We start from the raw sequence: 14,889 nt of genomic DNA, 5'->3' as shown, positions 1-14,889 counted from the left end.
TACCGGAAAGGAGCGGATAATATGCCTCGTGAATTAGGAACGGGAGTACAGAGTTTCAGCCAGCTCATAGAAGATAAGTGTTTTTTTATTGATAAAACTAATTTTATTAAGGAATGGTGGAAAAGCAAAGAAGCAGTTACCCTTATCACCAGACCGCGACGTTTCGGAAAAACGCTCAATATGAGTATGCTCGAATGCTTTTTTAGTCCGGAATATGCAGGAAGGGCTGATCTTTTTGAAGGCCTTGATGTCTGGAACAACGCTGAAATGAGAGAACTGCAGGGAAACTGGCCGGTCATCTTCGTTACAATGGCAGCAATAAAAGGCGTTGATCATAAGGATTTTCTTGAACAGATGAATGCAGAAATGCAGTCAGTATATTCACGTTATGAAGAGTTTATAAATAACAGTGATAAGATCTCGGATGCAAAAAAAGAAAAATTTAATCTTTTTAACAGGACTATGATCCAAACAATGGTTGCTGAACAGGATGATTCTGAAAAAAAAGTCAATACAACTTTACTTACAAAGAGTATAGCGTTTCTCTCAGAACTTCTTTCTATCCATTACGGAAAGAAAGTCATTATTCTTCTCGATGAATACGATACTCCAATGGTTGAATCGTACGTAAAGAAATACTGGGATGAAGTAGTCGCTTTCATGAGAAAGTTCTTTAATACTACATTTAAAAGCAATCCGTATATGTATCGCAGTATACTTACAGGTATCACACGAGTAAGCAAGGAATCATTGTTTTCGGATTTTAATAACCTGAAAGTTTATTCTTTATCAAGTCAGAAATATCAGGAGTATTTCGGCTTTACAGAAGAAGAAGTATTTAATGCACTTGATGAATATGGATATACAGATAAGGAAAAGGTAAAATACTGGTATGACGGATTTACCATTGGAACACAGAAAGATATTTATAATCCGTGGTCGATAATTAATTTTCTGGATGAAGGAAAATATGAACCGTACTGGGCAAATACAAGTTCAAATAAACTTGTAAGTGATCTGTTGCGTGAAGGCGATGCGGAACTGAAAAGTGATTTTGAGTATCTGCTCACAGGCGGAACGGTTACGAAACAGATAAATGAAGAACTTGTTTACAGTCAGCTTGACAAAACACGCGATTCAGTATGGAGTCTGCTTACAATGAGCGGATACCTCAGGATAAACAGCATAAAAGGAAAAAATTATGAGCTGGAACTTGTAAATCATGAAACAAAGGAAATGTTTGAAGGAATGATTTCTAACTGGTTTGCAAAAGGCGACAGATACAGTAATTTCATAAAAGCGCTTCTTCAGAATGACCTTGATTATATGAACAAATTCATGAATGACCTGACGGTATCAATGTTTAGTTCATTCGATACTGGAAAGAAGCCGTCAGATGAGGCAGAACCTGAGCGTTTCTATCATGGTTTTGTTCTCGGACTTCTGGTTGACCTGCGTGAAAGATATTCGGTAACATCCAACCGTGAAAGCGGATTCGGAAGATATGATGTACTTCTTGAACCACTTGATAAGGAAAAAGATGATGCAATGATATTTGAATTCAAGGTCATAAACAAAAGAAAAGGTGAAAATGATCTTGAAGATACCGTTGCAGCTGCGCTAAAGCAGATAGAAGACAAGAAGTACGAGCAGGTACTGCTTGACAAGGGCATTAAGAAAGACAGGATCCGAAAGTACGGCTTTGCATTTGAAGGAAACCGTGTGCTTATAGGTGAATGAACACCTGATAATGTATTTGTAACAACATCACAGTGAAAATGTACCGGTCATCCTCTGGATGACCGGTACTGTTTTATAAGCTGCCTTCGGCAGCACAATATAAAGTCACTGACAACTTGCATGATGATTCAATCATAAAATTGTACACTCATACAAACTTTTTATTTCAGCGACAGAAAAGCATGAAAAAACGGGATTAATATATAGAGGAGGAATCAGATGATCGAAGAAACTTTTTTAGAAAGAATTATGGCTGATTATTATGAAGTTCTGATAAGATATTGTATGGCACGAATGCATCGCGGTTATACGGAAGCTGAAGATGTTGTACAGGAAGTTTTCCTTGCCCTTAGTCTTAAAGAGAATATAAATCTTAATGATAATATTAAATCATGGCTGTATAAAACCGCAAATTACAAGATCATGAAATATCTGAGTAAAAATCCATGGTTCGAAGACATCACAGAGATAGTTGACCTGCCGGAACAGGAAATCACAGAACCTGAAGATAACATCTTTGAGCTGCTGTCAGATTCAGAACTTGATCTGCTCAAAAAATATTATTACGGAGCAGATAAGGAGAAACTTGCTTCTCAGAATGGATTATCAGTTAATGCTCTTTACAGCAAAGTAAAACGAATTAAAAAAAGACTGAAAGAATCACAGAACCAGGGTGAAAATAAACATAAACCATAGAGTGAATTTGTAAATGTATATAAACTTTTTTCACTGGCGACAGATTCTGAAGAAAATTCGGGATATATATAGTGAACGCATAAAAATTTACACGTTCACTATAATTAAGGAGGAGTTCTATATGACGGATGAAGAGATCATGGAAATGCTAAAAAAAGATCCGGATTTTAAAAATAAATTTTCAGTTTTCATTTCCGAACTTATCGAGAAAGAAATGTCAGAAAAATCTCCGGATTATGATAAAATAGACCATCTTTCAGAGTTATACTGCAGCATTACCGGTGTTAATGAAATAATAAAGCAGAGAAAAGCGGAAAATATAAACAAAATTATTAGCGAAGCTTCAAAGGTAAAACAGAAAAGAAAGCATCGTACAAGAAAAACTTTGACTGCGATAGCAGCATCAGTAGCTGTAGTATTATCTGCAAATGTTGTTTCTACTGCGGCTTTTGGTGTAAATATATTTAAGGCTATAGTTCATAAAGAAGAAAAAGGATTTTTCATAGAATATACAACCGATGAAAAACTCGAAGATCCGTATGGTATAAAAGCTGAATGTGCAAAATATGAAATTTATCCGGAATATCCAAAGTATATACCGGAAGGATTCGAGGTATTGGAAATCAATCATGAAGATCTTGGAAAGGAGAAAACTCTGGATTTTTTATATTATAAAGATGATATGACAATAGGTATTTATTATGATGTATTTGATAATCCAGAAGAAATAAAGAAAATCAAATATCCGAGCGATGATTTAAATATAATTGAAATAGAAATAAACGGATATCCGGCTGTAGTTTCAAAAGAAGATGATCAGTGTACATTATCATATGCAAAGGATAATGTATTGCTGAGTATATTTACGGTCAATGTTCCTTACGAGGAATGTGATAAAATAATTGAATCAATAAAATGATATGGAGGAAAAGGAAATGAAAAAGAAAATTTTATCTTTAGGTACAGCGTTTATTATGGCGGTAATGGCTGGAACTCAGCCATTGAACGTATTTGCAAGTGAATTGAATACGGGGCTGCAGTATGAAGAAAGCGAATTTGAAAAAGCAGAAGGACTAATTTCAAAGTATTATCTTTCGATTGATAATGATAACGGTGATGTATCAATAACAGCACAGACAAAATCCAACAGCGTTATGGCTGTTATTGGATTTAAAAATATTTCAGTGCAGTATAGCTCAGACTGTATAAACTGGACAGAAGAAGTACATGTTTCTGATAAGTTGAACTATAACAGTACAGGTAAGACTTTAGCGGGATTTCCGGTTTCTGTTGTTGGTAACCGTTATTATCGAGTACAATTGAATCATTATGCAAATAATGGTTCAGGAACAACGCAAACTATACCAAATATATCAAATGTTATTAGGATAAGTTGATGTATTGAGTAGAAAAAGGAGATGATACCAGTGGAGTAAAAATCTGTTAGTATGCAAATTTTGTGAGAAAAGAAATTGGATTAGAAAAAATTAAACGGGGGAATTTATCATGAAGATTTTTAAAGGGATGTTATCGATGTTTACAGCATTGGCAATGTTTGTACAATGCCAAGTGTAAAAGTAAGTGCAACAACAATTTACGGAGACGTAAACAATAGCGGCACCGTAGATTTGACTGATGTAAGTTTACTGAATTTGTATTTAGAAGGCTCGGTTTCTGCTTCAAGCATCAACAAAAAATATGCTGATGTTGATCAGAATACTGTTTTAGGGAAACGCTGAATAAGTCGTGATATAATAAAATATCCTTGTAATATTGGAATAATATTGAAATGCGAATCGCTATTCGAGCATTTACCTCATTTTTTTATTATTTTTTGCGGAATTAATCCGCATTAGGGTACACTTACCCCTTGCAAAATTCTGCAGTTCTTCCTGCACGAGAACACATCAGCAAATTTGCTGATGCGAATAGAAAATTGAATCTATTCATGTTCTTTTTTATTCCTTTGTATGCTACTTTTGAGTATCCAAATGTATTCTTTACAATGAGGAAAGCATGTTCCACTTTGCATCTTACTGATGACTTATCATGCTCCATCTTTTTATCCCAGTTAATACCGTTATAGTCATCTGAGGTTTTTAAACTTGACGGTCTTTTATTGATTTCAAACTTCATGTTTTTATGATGCTCATCCTGTTTTATGGCATTCTGTGCCGGAACACCAAGATAACCAGAATCGCCGTACATTATTTCATCATCATTGCGAATAAGCTTAGATGCTTCAGTGGAATCATGCACATTTGCCGCTGTTCCGGTTATTGTATGCACATATCCTGTTCCAGCATCTACTCCAGCATGTACCTTCATTCCATGATACCACTGATTGCCTTTCTTAGTCTGATGCATTTCAGGATCACGTTCTCCCTTGGCATTCTTTGTTGAACTTGGTGCTGCAATTATTGTTGCGTCAACAATTGTACCACCATGCATGATAAGTCCTGCCTTTTCAAGTCGATCATTAACGTCCTTGAAAATAGCGTCGCCGATATTATGTTCTTCAAGAAGATGTCGAAACTTCAGTAATGTTGTTGCATCCGGAACTTGTTCATGCATAAAATTTATTTTCATGAATTTTCTCATTGCATAGCTATCATAAATAGCATCTTCGACACCTTCATCTGATAGATTGAACCAATCCTGAAGAAGATACATTCTAAGCATGGTCTCGATACCTTTTACAGGTCTGCCATGATTACCTGACGGATAGTAAGGAGCGATTATCTGAATCCATGAATCCCATGGAATTATCTCTTCCATTCTATTAAGAAACGCTTCTTTTTTTCCCTGACGCTTTCTAAGGGAATATTCCATATCGCTGAAACTTAACTGTCCGTTCATATCAAAATACCTCGCATAATATATTTTATTAACTACATTATATCATATATACGACAATTTGTCAATACTAACGTCGATTAAATCAGCGTTTCCTTAGATGTATGTGATTTAAAAACTTTAAAAGCATACATTAACCATTCACTTTCATACCTGCCTTACAGCGAGAGTGGCAACACTTATAGTAATTGTAACAATTATGTATTTCCGAGTGATTCTCTAAGATACTATACAAAATATAAATGCTCTACAGGAACAACATCAACATATCCTTTAAATGCGTTACCTAATTATATGCCTCGTACTGGAAACTACGACGGAAGACAAATAGATTCTTCCGCTAATGCTAAAAGTGTTGTGCATTTAGAGTTCGAAGATAATAATGGTCAAGGATGGCGAGGATCAGGCTTCATTATAGATAAGCACATAATTGCTACGTGTGCGCATTGTATTTATAATGGTACTTCGTTTTTCGACAATTATACAATCAAAATCTATGATTCTAATGGAACAACACTTTTAAATACACTTTATGCCAAGGAGCTTCATGTTCCAAGTGCTTATATATCAAACCCATCTAAATCTAATGATTATGGTTTGATTTATGTTGATTCCAGTCTGTCAAGCTATGGTAATATTGCATTAGGAACCGCAACAGATTATTTTATGACCACTTCTTCTGATGTATCAATAAGCGGTTTTCCTGGAGAAGTGTCTGGATCGCCAGTTGGAATTGTAAGATATTTTGAAACCGGTAGTGTATTATCAACATCAACAGACGATTTATTAAAAACAACCGCTTACGCAAGTGGCGGAGATAGCGGTGGTCCGATGTATATTGAATATACTCTTGGTAATGATACATTTCGATCTGCTATTGGAATATGTGGTTATTATAACTATGATTCTGGTGTAAGATATAGTGAAGGCGTTAGAATTACAACTCCAGTACTTAGATTTTATATGGATAATGAGTACATAAACAGCGTTAATTAAAACACATAATTTGAAAGGATGATTTTATGAAAAAAGTAATTTCATTAGTGACTGGTGTGTCAATGCTGCTTTCTTCATTCATACTACCTGTAAGTGCGGAAACAGAACCTAGCACAGAGCCTGAAAAGATATATGACACAGCATTATCCTCTGATACCAATAAGATAACCGACCTTGAACAGATAGCCGGTCTCTTAAAAAATTATATAGATGAAAACCATCCGGGAGATGCGACAGTAGCAATTAATGACAAAGATAGCAGTCTGGATGTGATATTCCGAAAGACAGCTATCGGTGAAGAAGAGTTCGACGGTGAGATCATTTACTGGAATATGGCTGAATATTTAGAAGAGAATAACGTAGATTCATCTTTCATTTCCAACAAATTTACTGTTTCGTTTCTTGCAGCTGCAACTGCAGCAACTTCTTCTGTAACTACAGGTGATATTAATTTTAATGGCTCAATCGATGTAACAGACCTTACTGAGCTTTCACTTGTGCTAATAGGCGATAAAGAACTTTCAGCTAATCAACAGAAAGCAGCCGACGTTGACGGTGACGGAGCTGTTACACTCGCTGACCTTGCAAGACTTCAGCAGTATCTTTCAAAGAAGATTGATAAACTTTGATAATGAGTTAGTTACAGCAAAATAAAAGGTATCATGCAGCTAAGCTGCATGATACTATAATAAGCTGATAAAGATAGCTAAACAAAATTATATGAGGAAAAAAGAGATTAATGGAGGTTTTTATGAAAAATATATTGAAAATAGGAATAACAAGTTTGGCGTGTTTGATGCTGTTTATACCAATGGTAAAGGTTAATGCAGTAGTTTATGATCCGGCACTTGATTATGATTCAAATGGTGTGGTTGATGTTACAGATCTTACAATATTGTCGTTGTATCTTGAAGGCGATATTTATGTTTATGATCCAAGTATTTTCGATGTTAATGGTAATAACATTATAAGTCAGGCTGATCGTGCAGCTTTTCAGGCGTATCTTGCAAATTGAGTTACAAAGGGGTGAAAGAACATGAGAAATTTTACAAAGTCTTTTTTTAAAAGAACCATGGTCATAATAATGGTTGTAGCTTTTGCTTTAACATTTACACCTTATGATATAAATGTTACTGATGCGGCTAATAGTAATATGACTTATTTTATTTATAATGCATCAAATGCTTCATATGAAGGATCATATACAATATATGCAAATACTCCTTTGATGTTACCTGCAGATTGCCAGGAACAGTCTCGTACAGTTTTTGGCGGAGATGACAGGGTGCTGGATTATTCAAAAAAAGGAGTTGTAAAGCTAATAGGTACAAATGATTATCTTGGCACAGGTTTTATCGTTGATGATCATGTTATAGCAACTGCAGCTCATTGTGTAACAACTTCATCAGCTACGTCTAAAATAGTTGATAGTATTTTAATCCAGACTTTAGATTCGAATAATAATATTGTTAGTACATATGTAACACCAGTAAAAATACATGTTCCATATAATTGGATGGAATTTCTTCAGAATCCAAACAGTACATTTCATACAAATAATGAGTATTATCATTGGAACTATGATTACGCACTTATAACCGTAGAACAAAATTTGCATTCATATAAAAAGTGTAATCTTTCAATTGCTTTGGATGATTTCTATCCTGCATCTAATGATACCAATCCATCGGATAATGCTTCGGTTAGTGTAACGGGTTTTCCACAGTATATTAATGGAGTATTAAAAAATAATAAGACAACTCATAATCTTTATACAGGGACAGGAGTTACTTTGCCTTATACTAATATGAATTATCAGGGTGAAAATCCATATGGAAGACTTATGTTTTATGATACAGATATATCAAGTGGAAATAGTGGAAGTCCTGTTTATTATACTGAAACATATAATTCGAAAGTGTATTTTGATGTAGTAGCAATTTGTACTGCTCAAAAAGGTTATGCTAATGTCGGTTTACGAATCAACGAAGATATGCTTAAATTTTATTTGAGTAATTCACATATTTCATATTGATTACTTGAACGAGAGGATGGTATTCTATGAAAAAGAAGAATAGATTGATAGTTAGTTTTCTGTCTTGTATTTTATGCACGGGTCTGTATTCAAATGTAAATGCAGCAATAACAGAAGAAGCTCCTGTACGCTGGATAGATGAATCTTATTATGAAAATTATAATGAGATAGAAATAAGCGAGGAGCTAAAAGACGCTTTGATCATTCCGGATAACCCGAAAAGCATAAAGATAATGGCGGCTAAAGATAAAAAAGGTTTTCTTTATCTGTTATATCGTATGCCAGCAGTTTTGAAATTTGAACCTGTTTCTGGAAAGCCGGTCAATACCAAAGAAATATCGGCTGTAATCTCAAAAGATTGTGATATTTCTGAAAAAGAATTTAAAGTTCAGATTTTTCAGACTACAGTTTCAGAAGGAAATATCAGTAAAATTGTAGATGAAGTGTCTGTGAGTTTCAATGATGAGTATTACCTGGATGAAAATGTGGCAGAGTCTGTATGTGCAAGTCTTGAAAAGAATGTTATGGCTTCAAAGGTATACTATAGACCATCATTTTATAATTCTGCACAGATAGAAGTAAGCACTTATTATCCTTTGGAATATGGTAAGACAATCTCTGAAATTTTGAAAAAGAACAACATAGAATCTGAAGTAAAAAACATCAGAAGAATCATCGGAATACTGTCATGTGGTAATAATGAATTCGTATGAGGATGTTTTCAAAGCAATTGAACTTATTTATTCAGCTACTGGCTTGCAGTCAGCAGTATCAGCTTTTGCAGACGGATCATCGGTAACGCTTCCGTCAGAAATAGAAGTACTTTATTCCGATAACATAGTTACAGGAGATATTGATCTTAATGACATAATTGATATTAGTGATTTAACAGAATTATCACTTGCTCTTATTGGTGACAAGGAGCTTACAGCAGTTCAGCAGAAAGCAGCTGATATCGATGGTGACGGATCAGTAACTCTTGCCGATCTTGCAAGACTTCAGCAGTATCTTTCAAAGAAGATTGATAAACTGTGATAATGAGTTAGTTACAGTAAAAGGTATCATGCAGCGACGCTGCATGATACTATAATAAGCTGCCAAAGGCAGCTCACCGATTTGTGATATAGCATCATTCTGATATTCAGCAATTTTCATCCTTAAGGATTACTCTGAATAAATAAAAACAGCGGGAGTACCGGTAAAAAATCCGGTGCTCCCGTTTGCTTCTGTAAAATGGTAGTCTTCACCCCTGCGGGCCGAAGACTGCTATAGAAAAACCGAGCTCAGCTCGGTTTGTATAATTGCGCCGAAGGCGCCACATTTTGATTCATATAACATTTGAAAATATCATACTATGTCATTTTCATCAAGCCACAAGTACATTTTTTTGCATTTTTTCTCGCTCAGTTCTACGCTAAATCCATAGTCGTCACCAATTTCCTGAAAATCTCTTCTTGAATATAAACTGTACCCTTCTTCTGTAGAACATAAGGTTACAAATGCATATCCAAGGAAATTTTCTCTGATTTCTTTGATTCGATGCAGACAATCATAAAGTAAAATATCAGATAAATTAATCTTCTGTCCATTATTGTCATAAGTAATCAAAGTACTGTGAAATTTAGAATGTAGAGCAAATTCATTTATATGGATCGCTCCTCCTGCTTTATACCGTTGATTATCTTTAAGATAATCTATGTAACCAACGCCCAGGTTATAAAAACCTATCAGGAAATTGTTATCGTCTGAGAGATAGACGTATGTTTTTCCATAGCTGTTATCAAGGGAAACAGGTGATTTTATAAATTCGTTTATATATGGATTACCACAGTCAAAGTCACCAGCTAATCTTTTCTGAAGCTCTTTAGTATAAATTTGTATGTTAAGTTTAGTCATTGTTATCCTTTTCAAGAACCTTTACTATAGGTTCGCCAGTATTGGAGTCTATTAAAACTGAAAAATTATGAGTATCAATAAAATGTTCAATTGCTTTTGACTGATCTGATGCTTGCTTTCTTGTCATCAATTCAGAATGTAAAGTAAATGGTGTATCGGTAGGATAAACATAGTTCATAGCACTTCCTCCTTTTTTATAAGACTGACGGTGATTTCTTTGTCAATTAAATTATACTATATTCTGATTTAAAAATCTACTGCTTTGCATGAAAATGAGCGGTATCATAAGAAAGATAATCAGCGGTAGCAAATGTAGTCTTCACCCCTGCGGGCCGAAGACTGCTATAGAAAAAACGAGCTGGTCAGCTCGTTTTGTAATTGCGCCGAAGGCGCCACATTTTCATTCAGGTGAAAATTTGCTGAAAACCCTTTTAAACACGCCGAATAAATGTTATAATATAATTTGGCTGATTATAACTATAATTTTTTCAGATGAGGTAGATCAATGAATTACTGTTTAGGAATAGATGTAGGTTCTACGACTGTCAAGACAGTTATTACCGATGACAACAAAAAGATAATATATTCAAAATACCAGCGCCATTTCTCAAAGGTAAGGGAAACTGTCGCTGAGCAGATGGAGATAATCAAAAATGAATATCCGGATGCTTCATTCAGACTTGCTGTTACTGGTTCTGCCGGACTTGGTCTGGCAAATGCAGCTGAGCTTCCTTTTGTTCAGGAGGTAAATGCAGCATTTATCGCAGTTAAGGAAAGTTATCCTGATACTGACGTCGTTATCGAACTCGGCGGTGAGGATGCAAAGATAATCTTTTTCACCGGCGGTGTTGAACAGCGTATGAACGGTTCATGTGCCGGCGGTACAGGTGCATTCATCGACCAGATGGCTACCCTTCTCGGCATCACTACCGATGAGCTTGACAGACTTGCTCTCGAAGCTGAAAAGATCTACCCTATCGCTTCACGCTGCGGTGTATTTGCCAAGTCAGATATTCAGCCGCTTCTCAATCAGGGTGCAAAGCGTGAGGATATTTCCGCAAGTATATTCCAGGCCGTAGTTGACCAGACCGTTGCAGGTCTTTCACAAGGCCGTAAAATAGAAGGAAACGTTCTTTTCCTGGGCGGTCCGCTGTTTTTCCAGCAGGGACTCAGAAAGGCGTTTGTAAATACACTTAAACTCGACGACAAAAGTGCACGTTTTCCGGATGAAGCTCCTGTTTTCGTGGCATACGGTTCAGCACTTTTTGCCGGAAACAGTGAAAGCGACCTTATGACAGCAGATGAGATCGTAAAGCGTGTTAAGGAGGCAAAGACTACTGACAATGTTGTGACCGGAGAAAGACTATTCAAGGACCGTTCCGAATACGAAGCTTTCATAAAGAGGCACAGCGAAAACGACCTTAAATACGAAAATATCGAAACATACACAGGTGACGCTTTCCTTGGTATAGATGCAGGTTCGACCACTACCAAGATGGCTCTCATCACACCGGACGGAAAGCTTCTTTACCAGTTCTACGCTTCCAATAAGGGACAGCCTCTTGACAGAATTTCAAAGAAACTCAAAGAGATATATGAACTTGCCGGTGATCACGTAAACATTGCAGGTTCTGCCGTTACAGGATACGGCGAAGACCTCATAAAGGCCGGCCTCCACATCGACCACGGTATAGTTGAAACGGTTGCACACTACAAGGCTGCTGCCTTCTTCTGCCCGGACGTTGACTTCATCATCGACATCGGCGGGCAGGATATCAAGTGCTTCAAGATAAAGAACGGTGCTATCGACAGCATCATGCTCAACGAAGCCTGTTCTTCAGGATGCGGATCTTTCATCCAGACATTTGCACAGGCCCTCGGATACGATATTGCAAGATTCTCAAACCTCGGACTTTTTGCCGAGCATCCGGTTGACCTCGGTTCAAGATGTACCGTTTTCATGAACAGCTCGGTAAAACAGGCTCAGAAGGACGGCGCAACAGTCGAGGACATTTCAGCCGGTCTTTCATCTTCAATAATCAAGAATGCCATCTACAAGGTAATAAGAGCGAAGTCTCCTTCCGACCTCGGACAGAATATTGTCGTTCAGGGCGGTACCTTCCTTAATGATGCCGTTCTCCGTTCCTTCGAAATGGAACTCGGAAGAAACGTTACCCGTCCGGCTATCGCAGGACTCATGGGTGCTTTCGGTGCGGCGCTTTACGCGAAGGAAAACTCGGCCGGACATTCCTCACTTATAAGCCGCGAAGACTTAAAGGATTTCTCATACACATCAAAGGCTTTCCAGTGCGGCGGATGTACTGCAAAGTGCAACCTCAACATGATCACCTTTGCTGACGGTGAAAAATTCATTTCAGGAAACAAGTGCGAACGCGGTGCCGGAAAGAAGCGTACTGCCGAGGGCTTCTGCCTTTACGAGTACAAGTACGACCTGCTTATGAAGACTGAACTCAAGCCGGAAGGCACACCGAAGGCGAAGATAGGTATACCGATGGTACTCAGTTACTTCGATCAGCTTCCGTTATGGAGCAGATTCTTCCGCGACCTCGGATTCGAGATCGTCCTTTCTGACGAAAGCTCACGCGACATGTACTACAAGGGTCAGCAGACCATCCCTTCCGATACGGTATGCTATCCGGCAAAGCTTGTACACGGTCATGTGGCTGATCTTCTCGAAAAGGGCGTTGACTTCATTTTCTATCCGTGCATGAGCTACAATCTTGAGGAGCCTGACACGGACAATCACTACAACTGTCCTGTTGTTGCCTACTATCCGGAACTTCTGAAGGCAAATATTCCGGAACTTAACGAAGACAATTTCAAAAATCCTTATCTTGACCTTAACAGAAAAGAGCACGTAGCCGATGTAATGGCAGGTGTGCTCGGAAAATACGGCATTAATAAAAAACAGGCCCTCGAGGCTCTTGAAAAAGGATTTGACGACCTTGAAATGTTCCGTAAGGAAGTTGAGATAAAGGCGAATGATATAATCGAAAAAGCACGCAAGGAAGGAAAAATGATAATCGTCCTTGCCGGAAGACCTTATCATCTTGACAAGGAAATAAACCACGGTATCAACAAGCTGATCACCAGCCTCGGAATGGCTGTTGTCACCGAGGACAGCGTAAGCGGACACGGCGACATGCCTGACCTTGACGTACTTAACCAGTGGACCTATCATTCGAGAATGTACAGAGCGGCTGACTACGTAACAAAGAACAAGGACATGCAGCTTGTACAGCTCGTATCTTTCGGATGCGGAATAGATGCTATCACAACGGATGAAATAAGATCGATACTCGAATCAAAAGGCAAGCTGTACACACAGCTGAAAATAGATGAGATAAGCAACCTCGGAGCTGCGAAGATAAGACTGCGAAGCCTTATGGCAGCTGCGGAAACAGACTAAGGAGTGAATATCAATTGGCGAAATTTCCTGTATTTACGGATAATATGAAATCAACGCATACCATCCTCGTTCCGGATATGCTCCCTATTCATTTTAATCTTATAATCAGTATTCTCAGAAACTGCGGATACAAGATGGAGCTTCTTCGTACATCCACTCAGACTGTTATTGACGAGGGATTAAAAAACGTACACAACGATACCTGCTATCCGGCTCTTCTCGTTATAGGTCAGTTTATGGAGGCACTTAACAGCGGAAAATACGACCCTGATAAAACTGCTCTCATGCTTACCCAGACAGGCGGCGGATGCAGAGCGTCAAACTATATTCATCTTCTCAGAAAGGCACTTAAGGAAAAATATCCGCAGGTGCCTGTGATCTCACTCAACTTCAGCGGACTTGAAAAGGAAGGCGGATTCAAGCTCACCGTTCCTGTAATTATGAAGCTTCTGTATGCTGTTCTCTACGGCGACATACTCATGCTTCTCTACAATCAGTGCCGTCCGTATGAACTCGTTCCGGGTGAATCGGAAAAGGTGCTTAACAAGTGGGAGAAAATACTCGAGGAAAAGTTCTCGAAAAATCAGTTTTTCGGTACTGCGAAGAACTATAAAATGATACTTGACGACTTTGCGAAGATAAAGCGAAGCAAGCAGAAGAAGATAAAGGTCGGCATCGTCGGTGAGATCTACGTAAAATATTCACCGCTTGCAAACAACCACCTTGAAGATTTTCTTTTAAGCGAAGGATGTGAACCTGTAGTTCCTTCACTCATTGACTTCGTGCTCTACTGTGCGATAAACAACGTAAATGACGGTAAGATCTACGGCTTTAAGAACAAAACAACATTTGCTTTCAAAATAGGTTACGACGTTATTTACGCAAAGCAGAAGCAGATGATAAACATAATAAAGAAGCACGGCGTTTTCGAACCGCCGCATGACTTCGAACATTTAAGAAGCGAATGTGACAAGTACATCAATCAGGGTGTGAAGATGGGCGAAGGATGGCTCATTCCTGCTGAAATGGCGGCTCTTGCATCTTCCGGTACTGAAAACATTATCTGTACCCAGCCGTTCGGATGCCTGCCGAACCATATTGTTGCAAAGGGTATGGCACGAGTTATAAAGCAGGGATTCCCGAATGCAAACATAGTTGCCATAGACTATGACCCGGGTGCCACAAAGGTAAACCAGGAAAACAGAATAAAACTCATGCTTGCAAACGCAAGAAGATAAAA

15 protein-coding genes are annotated in these 14,889 nt (G+C 37.8%); 12 read left to right on the top strand and 3 right to left on the bottom strand.

Annotation, left to right across the window (positions count from 1 at the left end):
* Positions 1–21: 21 nt before the first annotated feature.
* From CC97_RS13305 to CC97_RS13290, 4 genes are all read left to right on the top strand, one after another.
* Complete coding sequence (locus CC97_RS13305; RefSeq protein WP_044975449.1) at positions 22–1,740, top strand: AAA family ATPase; 1,719 nt, start codon at positions 22–24, stop codon at positions 1,738–1,740.
* 219 nt (positions 1,741–1,959) lie between these two features.
* Positions 1,960–2,436 carry a sigma-70 family RNA polymerase sigma factor gene (locus tag CC97_RS18985; protein ID WP_049962902.1) on the top strand — a complete coding sequence of 159 codons (477 nt, stop codon included), beginning with the start codon at positions 1,960–1,962 and terminating at the stop codon, positions 2,434–2,436.
* A 121-nt stretch (positions 2,437–2,557) separates the two neighbouring features.
* Positions 2,558–3,355, top strand: coding sequence for a DUF4367 domain-containing protein (locus CC97_RS13295; RefSeq protein WP_044975447.1), 798 nt, complete (start codon positions 2,558–2,560; stop codon positions 3,353–3,355).
* A 16-nt stretch (positions 3,356–3,371) separates the two neighbouring features.
* The gene (locus tag CC97_RS13290; protein WP_156036908.1) at positions 3,372–3,833 is read left to right on the top strand and encodes a hypothetical protein; all 462 of its coding nucleotides are present in this window, start codon (positions 3,372–3,374) and stop codon (positions 3,831–3,833) included.
* Between the two features lie 466 nt (positions 3,834–4,299).
* On the opposite strand, the gene CC97_RS13285 is transcribed toward CC97_RS13290, so the two are convergent.
* Positions 4,300–5,295 carry an IS5 family transposase gene (locus CC97_RS13285; RefSeq protein ID WP_044973980.1) on the bottom strand — a complete coding sequence of 332 codons (996 nt, stop codon included), beginning with the start codon at positions 5,293–5,295 and terminating at the stop codon, positions 4,300–4,302.
* A 291-nt stretch (positions 5,296–5,586) separates the two neighbouring features.
* Here CC97_RS13285 and CC97_RS13280 point away from each other — a divergent pair, with 291 nt between their 5' ends.
* The 6 genes from CC97_RS13280 to CC97_RS13255 all read left to right on the top strand — a co-directional run bounded on the left by CC97_RS13280 (position 5,587) and on the right by CC97_RS13255 (position 9,358).
* Positions 5,587–6,288 carry a trypsin-like peptidase domain-containing protein gene (locus CC97_RS13280; protein ID WP_044975444.1) on the top strand — a complete coding sequence of 234 codons (702 nt, stop codon included), beginning with the start codon at positions 5,587–5,589 and terminating at the stop codon, positions 6,286–6,288.
* A 26-nt stretch (positions 6,289–6,314) separates the two neighbouring features.
* Positions 6,315–6,917, top strand: a complete 603-nt coding sequence (locus CC97_RS13275) for a dockerin type I repeat-containing protein (RefSeq protein WP_044975443.1) — start codon at positions 6,315–6,317, stop codon at positions 6,915–6,917.
* Positions 6,918–7,072: 155 nt separating this feature from the next.
* Positions 7,073–7,303 (top strand): dockerin type I domain-containing protein, encoded by a 231-nt coding sequence (locus tag CC97_RS13270; protein ID WP_156036907.1) that lies wholly within the window; start codon positions 7,073–7,075, stop codon positions 7,301–7,303.
* 21 nt (positions 7,304–7,324) lie between these two features.
* Positions 7,325–8,323: a serine protease gene (locus CC97_RS13265; protein WP_044975439.1), complete on the top strand. Its 999-nt coding sequence runs from the start codon at positions 7,325–7,327 to the stop codon at positions 8,321–8,323.
* Positions 8,324–8,349: 26 nt separating this feature from the next.
* The gene (locus CC97_RS13260; RefSeq protein ID WP_044975438.1) at positions 8,350–9,036 is read left to right on the top strand and encodes a hypothetical protein; all 687 of its coding nucleotides are present in this window, start codon (positions 8,350–8,352) and stop codon (positions 9,034–9,036) included.
* Positions 9,023–9,358, top strand: coding sequence for a dockerin type I domain-containing protein (locus CC97_RS13255; protein ID WP_156036906.1), 336 nt, complete (start codon positions 9,023–9,025; stop codon positions 9,356–9,358). The genes CC97_RS13260 and CC97_RS13255 overlap by 14 nt, the downstream gene beginning before the upstream one ends.
* Before the next feature lie 312 nt (positions 9,359–9,670).
* On the opposite strand, the gene CC97_RS13250 is transcribed toward CC97_RS13255, so the two are convergent.
* A complete protein-coding gene (locus CC97_RS13250; RefSeq protein ID WP_044975434.1) occupies positions 9,671–10,219 on the bottom strand; it encodes a hypothetical protein in 549 nt (182 codons plus the stop codon).
* Complete coding sequence (locus tag CC97_RS13245; protein WP_044975433.1) at positions 10,212–10,397, bottom strand: hypothetical protein; 186 nt, start codon at positions 10,395–10,397, stop codon at positions 10,212–10,214. The genes CC97_RS13250 and CC97_RS13245 overlap by 8 nt, the downstream gene beginning before the upstream one ends.
* A gap of 327 nt (positions 10,398–10,724) precedes the next feature.
* Here CC97_RS13245 and CC97_RS13240 point away from each other — a divergent pair, with 327 nt between their 5' ends.
* The gene (locus CC97_RS13240; RefSeq protein WP_044975432.1) at positions 10,725–13,649 is read left to right on the top strand and encodes an acyl-CoA dehydratase activase-related protein; all 2,925 of its coding nucleotides are present in this window, start codon (positions 10,725–10,727) and stop codon (positions 13,647–13,649) included.
* Between the two features lie 14 nt (positions 13,650–13,663).
* Positions 13,664–14,887 (top strand): 2-hydroxyacyl-CoA dehydratase, encoded by a 1,224-nt coding sequence (locus CC97_RS13235; protein WP_278245333.1) that lies wholly within the window; start codon positions 13,664–13,666, stop codon positions 14,885–14,887.
* Positions 14,888–14,889 lie beyond the last annotated feature (2 nt).

This window comes from Ruminococcus sp. HUN007 (assembly GCF_000712055.1).
In the GTDB taxonomy this organism is placed as follows: Bacteria; Bacillota; Clostridia; order Oscillospirales; family Ruminococcaceae; genus HUN007.
This window is presented reverse-complemented; position numbering and strand designations above follow the sequence as displayed.

Excerpts from the sequence above, each read along its gene's own strand:
- CC97_RS13255 (WP_156036906.1), top strand. The coding sequence starts at position 9,023 with ATGAATTCGTATGAGGATGTTTTCAAAGCAATTGAACTTATTTATTCA.
- CC97_RS13280 (WP_044975444.1), top strand. The coding sequence starts at position 5,587 with ATGCCTCGTACTGGAAACTACGACGGAAGACAAATAGATTCTTCCGCT.
- CC97_RS13285 (WP_044973980.1), bottom strand. The coding sequence starts at position 5,295 with ATGAACGGACAGTTAAGTTTCAGCGATATGGAATATTCCCTTAGAAAG.
- CC97_RS13250 (WP_044975434.1), bottom strand. The coding sequence starts at position 10,219 with ATGACTAAACTTAACATACAAATTTATACTAAAGAGCTTCAGAAAAGA.
- CC97_RS13295 (WP_044975447.1), top strand. The coding sequence starts at position 2,558 with ATGACGGATGAAGAGATCATGGAAATGCTAAAAAAAGATCCGGATTTT.
- CC97_RS13290 (WP_156036908.1), top strand. The coding sequence starts at position 3,372 with ATGAAAAAGAAAATTTTATCTTTAGGTACAGCGTTTATTATGGCGGTA.
- CC97_RS13245 (WP_044975433.1), bottom strand. The coding sequence starts at position 10,397 with ATGAACTATGTTTATCCTACCGATACACCATTTACTTTACATTCTGAA.
- CC97_RS13260 (WP_044975438.1), top strand. The coding sequence starts at position 8,350 with ATGAAAAAGAAGAATAGATTGATAGTTAGTTTTCTGTCTTGTATTTTA.
- CC97_RS13275 (WP_044975443.1), top strand. The coding sequence starts at position 6,315 with ATGAAAAAAGTAATTTCATTAGTGACTGGTGTGTCAATGCTGCTTTCT.
- CC97_RS13265 (WP_044975439.1), top strand. The coding sequence starts at position 7,325 with ATGAGAAATTTTACAAAGTCTTTTTTTAAAAGAACCATGGTCATAATA.
- CC97_RS13305 (WP_044975449.1), top strand. The coding sequence starts at position 22 with ATGCCTCGTGAATTAGGAACGGGAGTACAGAGTTTCAGCCAGCTCATA.
- CC97_RS13240 (WP_044975432.1), top strand. The coding sequence starts at position 10,725 with ATGAATTACTGTTTAGGAATAGATGTAGGTTCTACGACTGTCAAGACA.
- CC97_RS18985 (WP_049962902.1), top strand. The coding sequence starts at position 1,960 with ATGATCGAAGAAACTTTTTTAGAAAGAATTATGGCTGATTATTATGAA.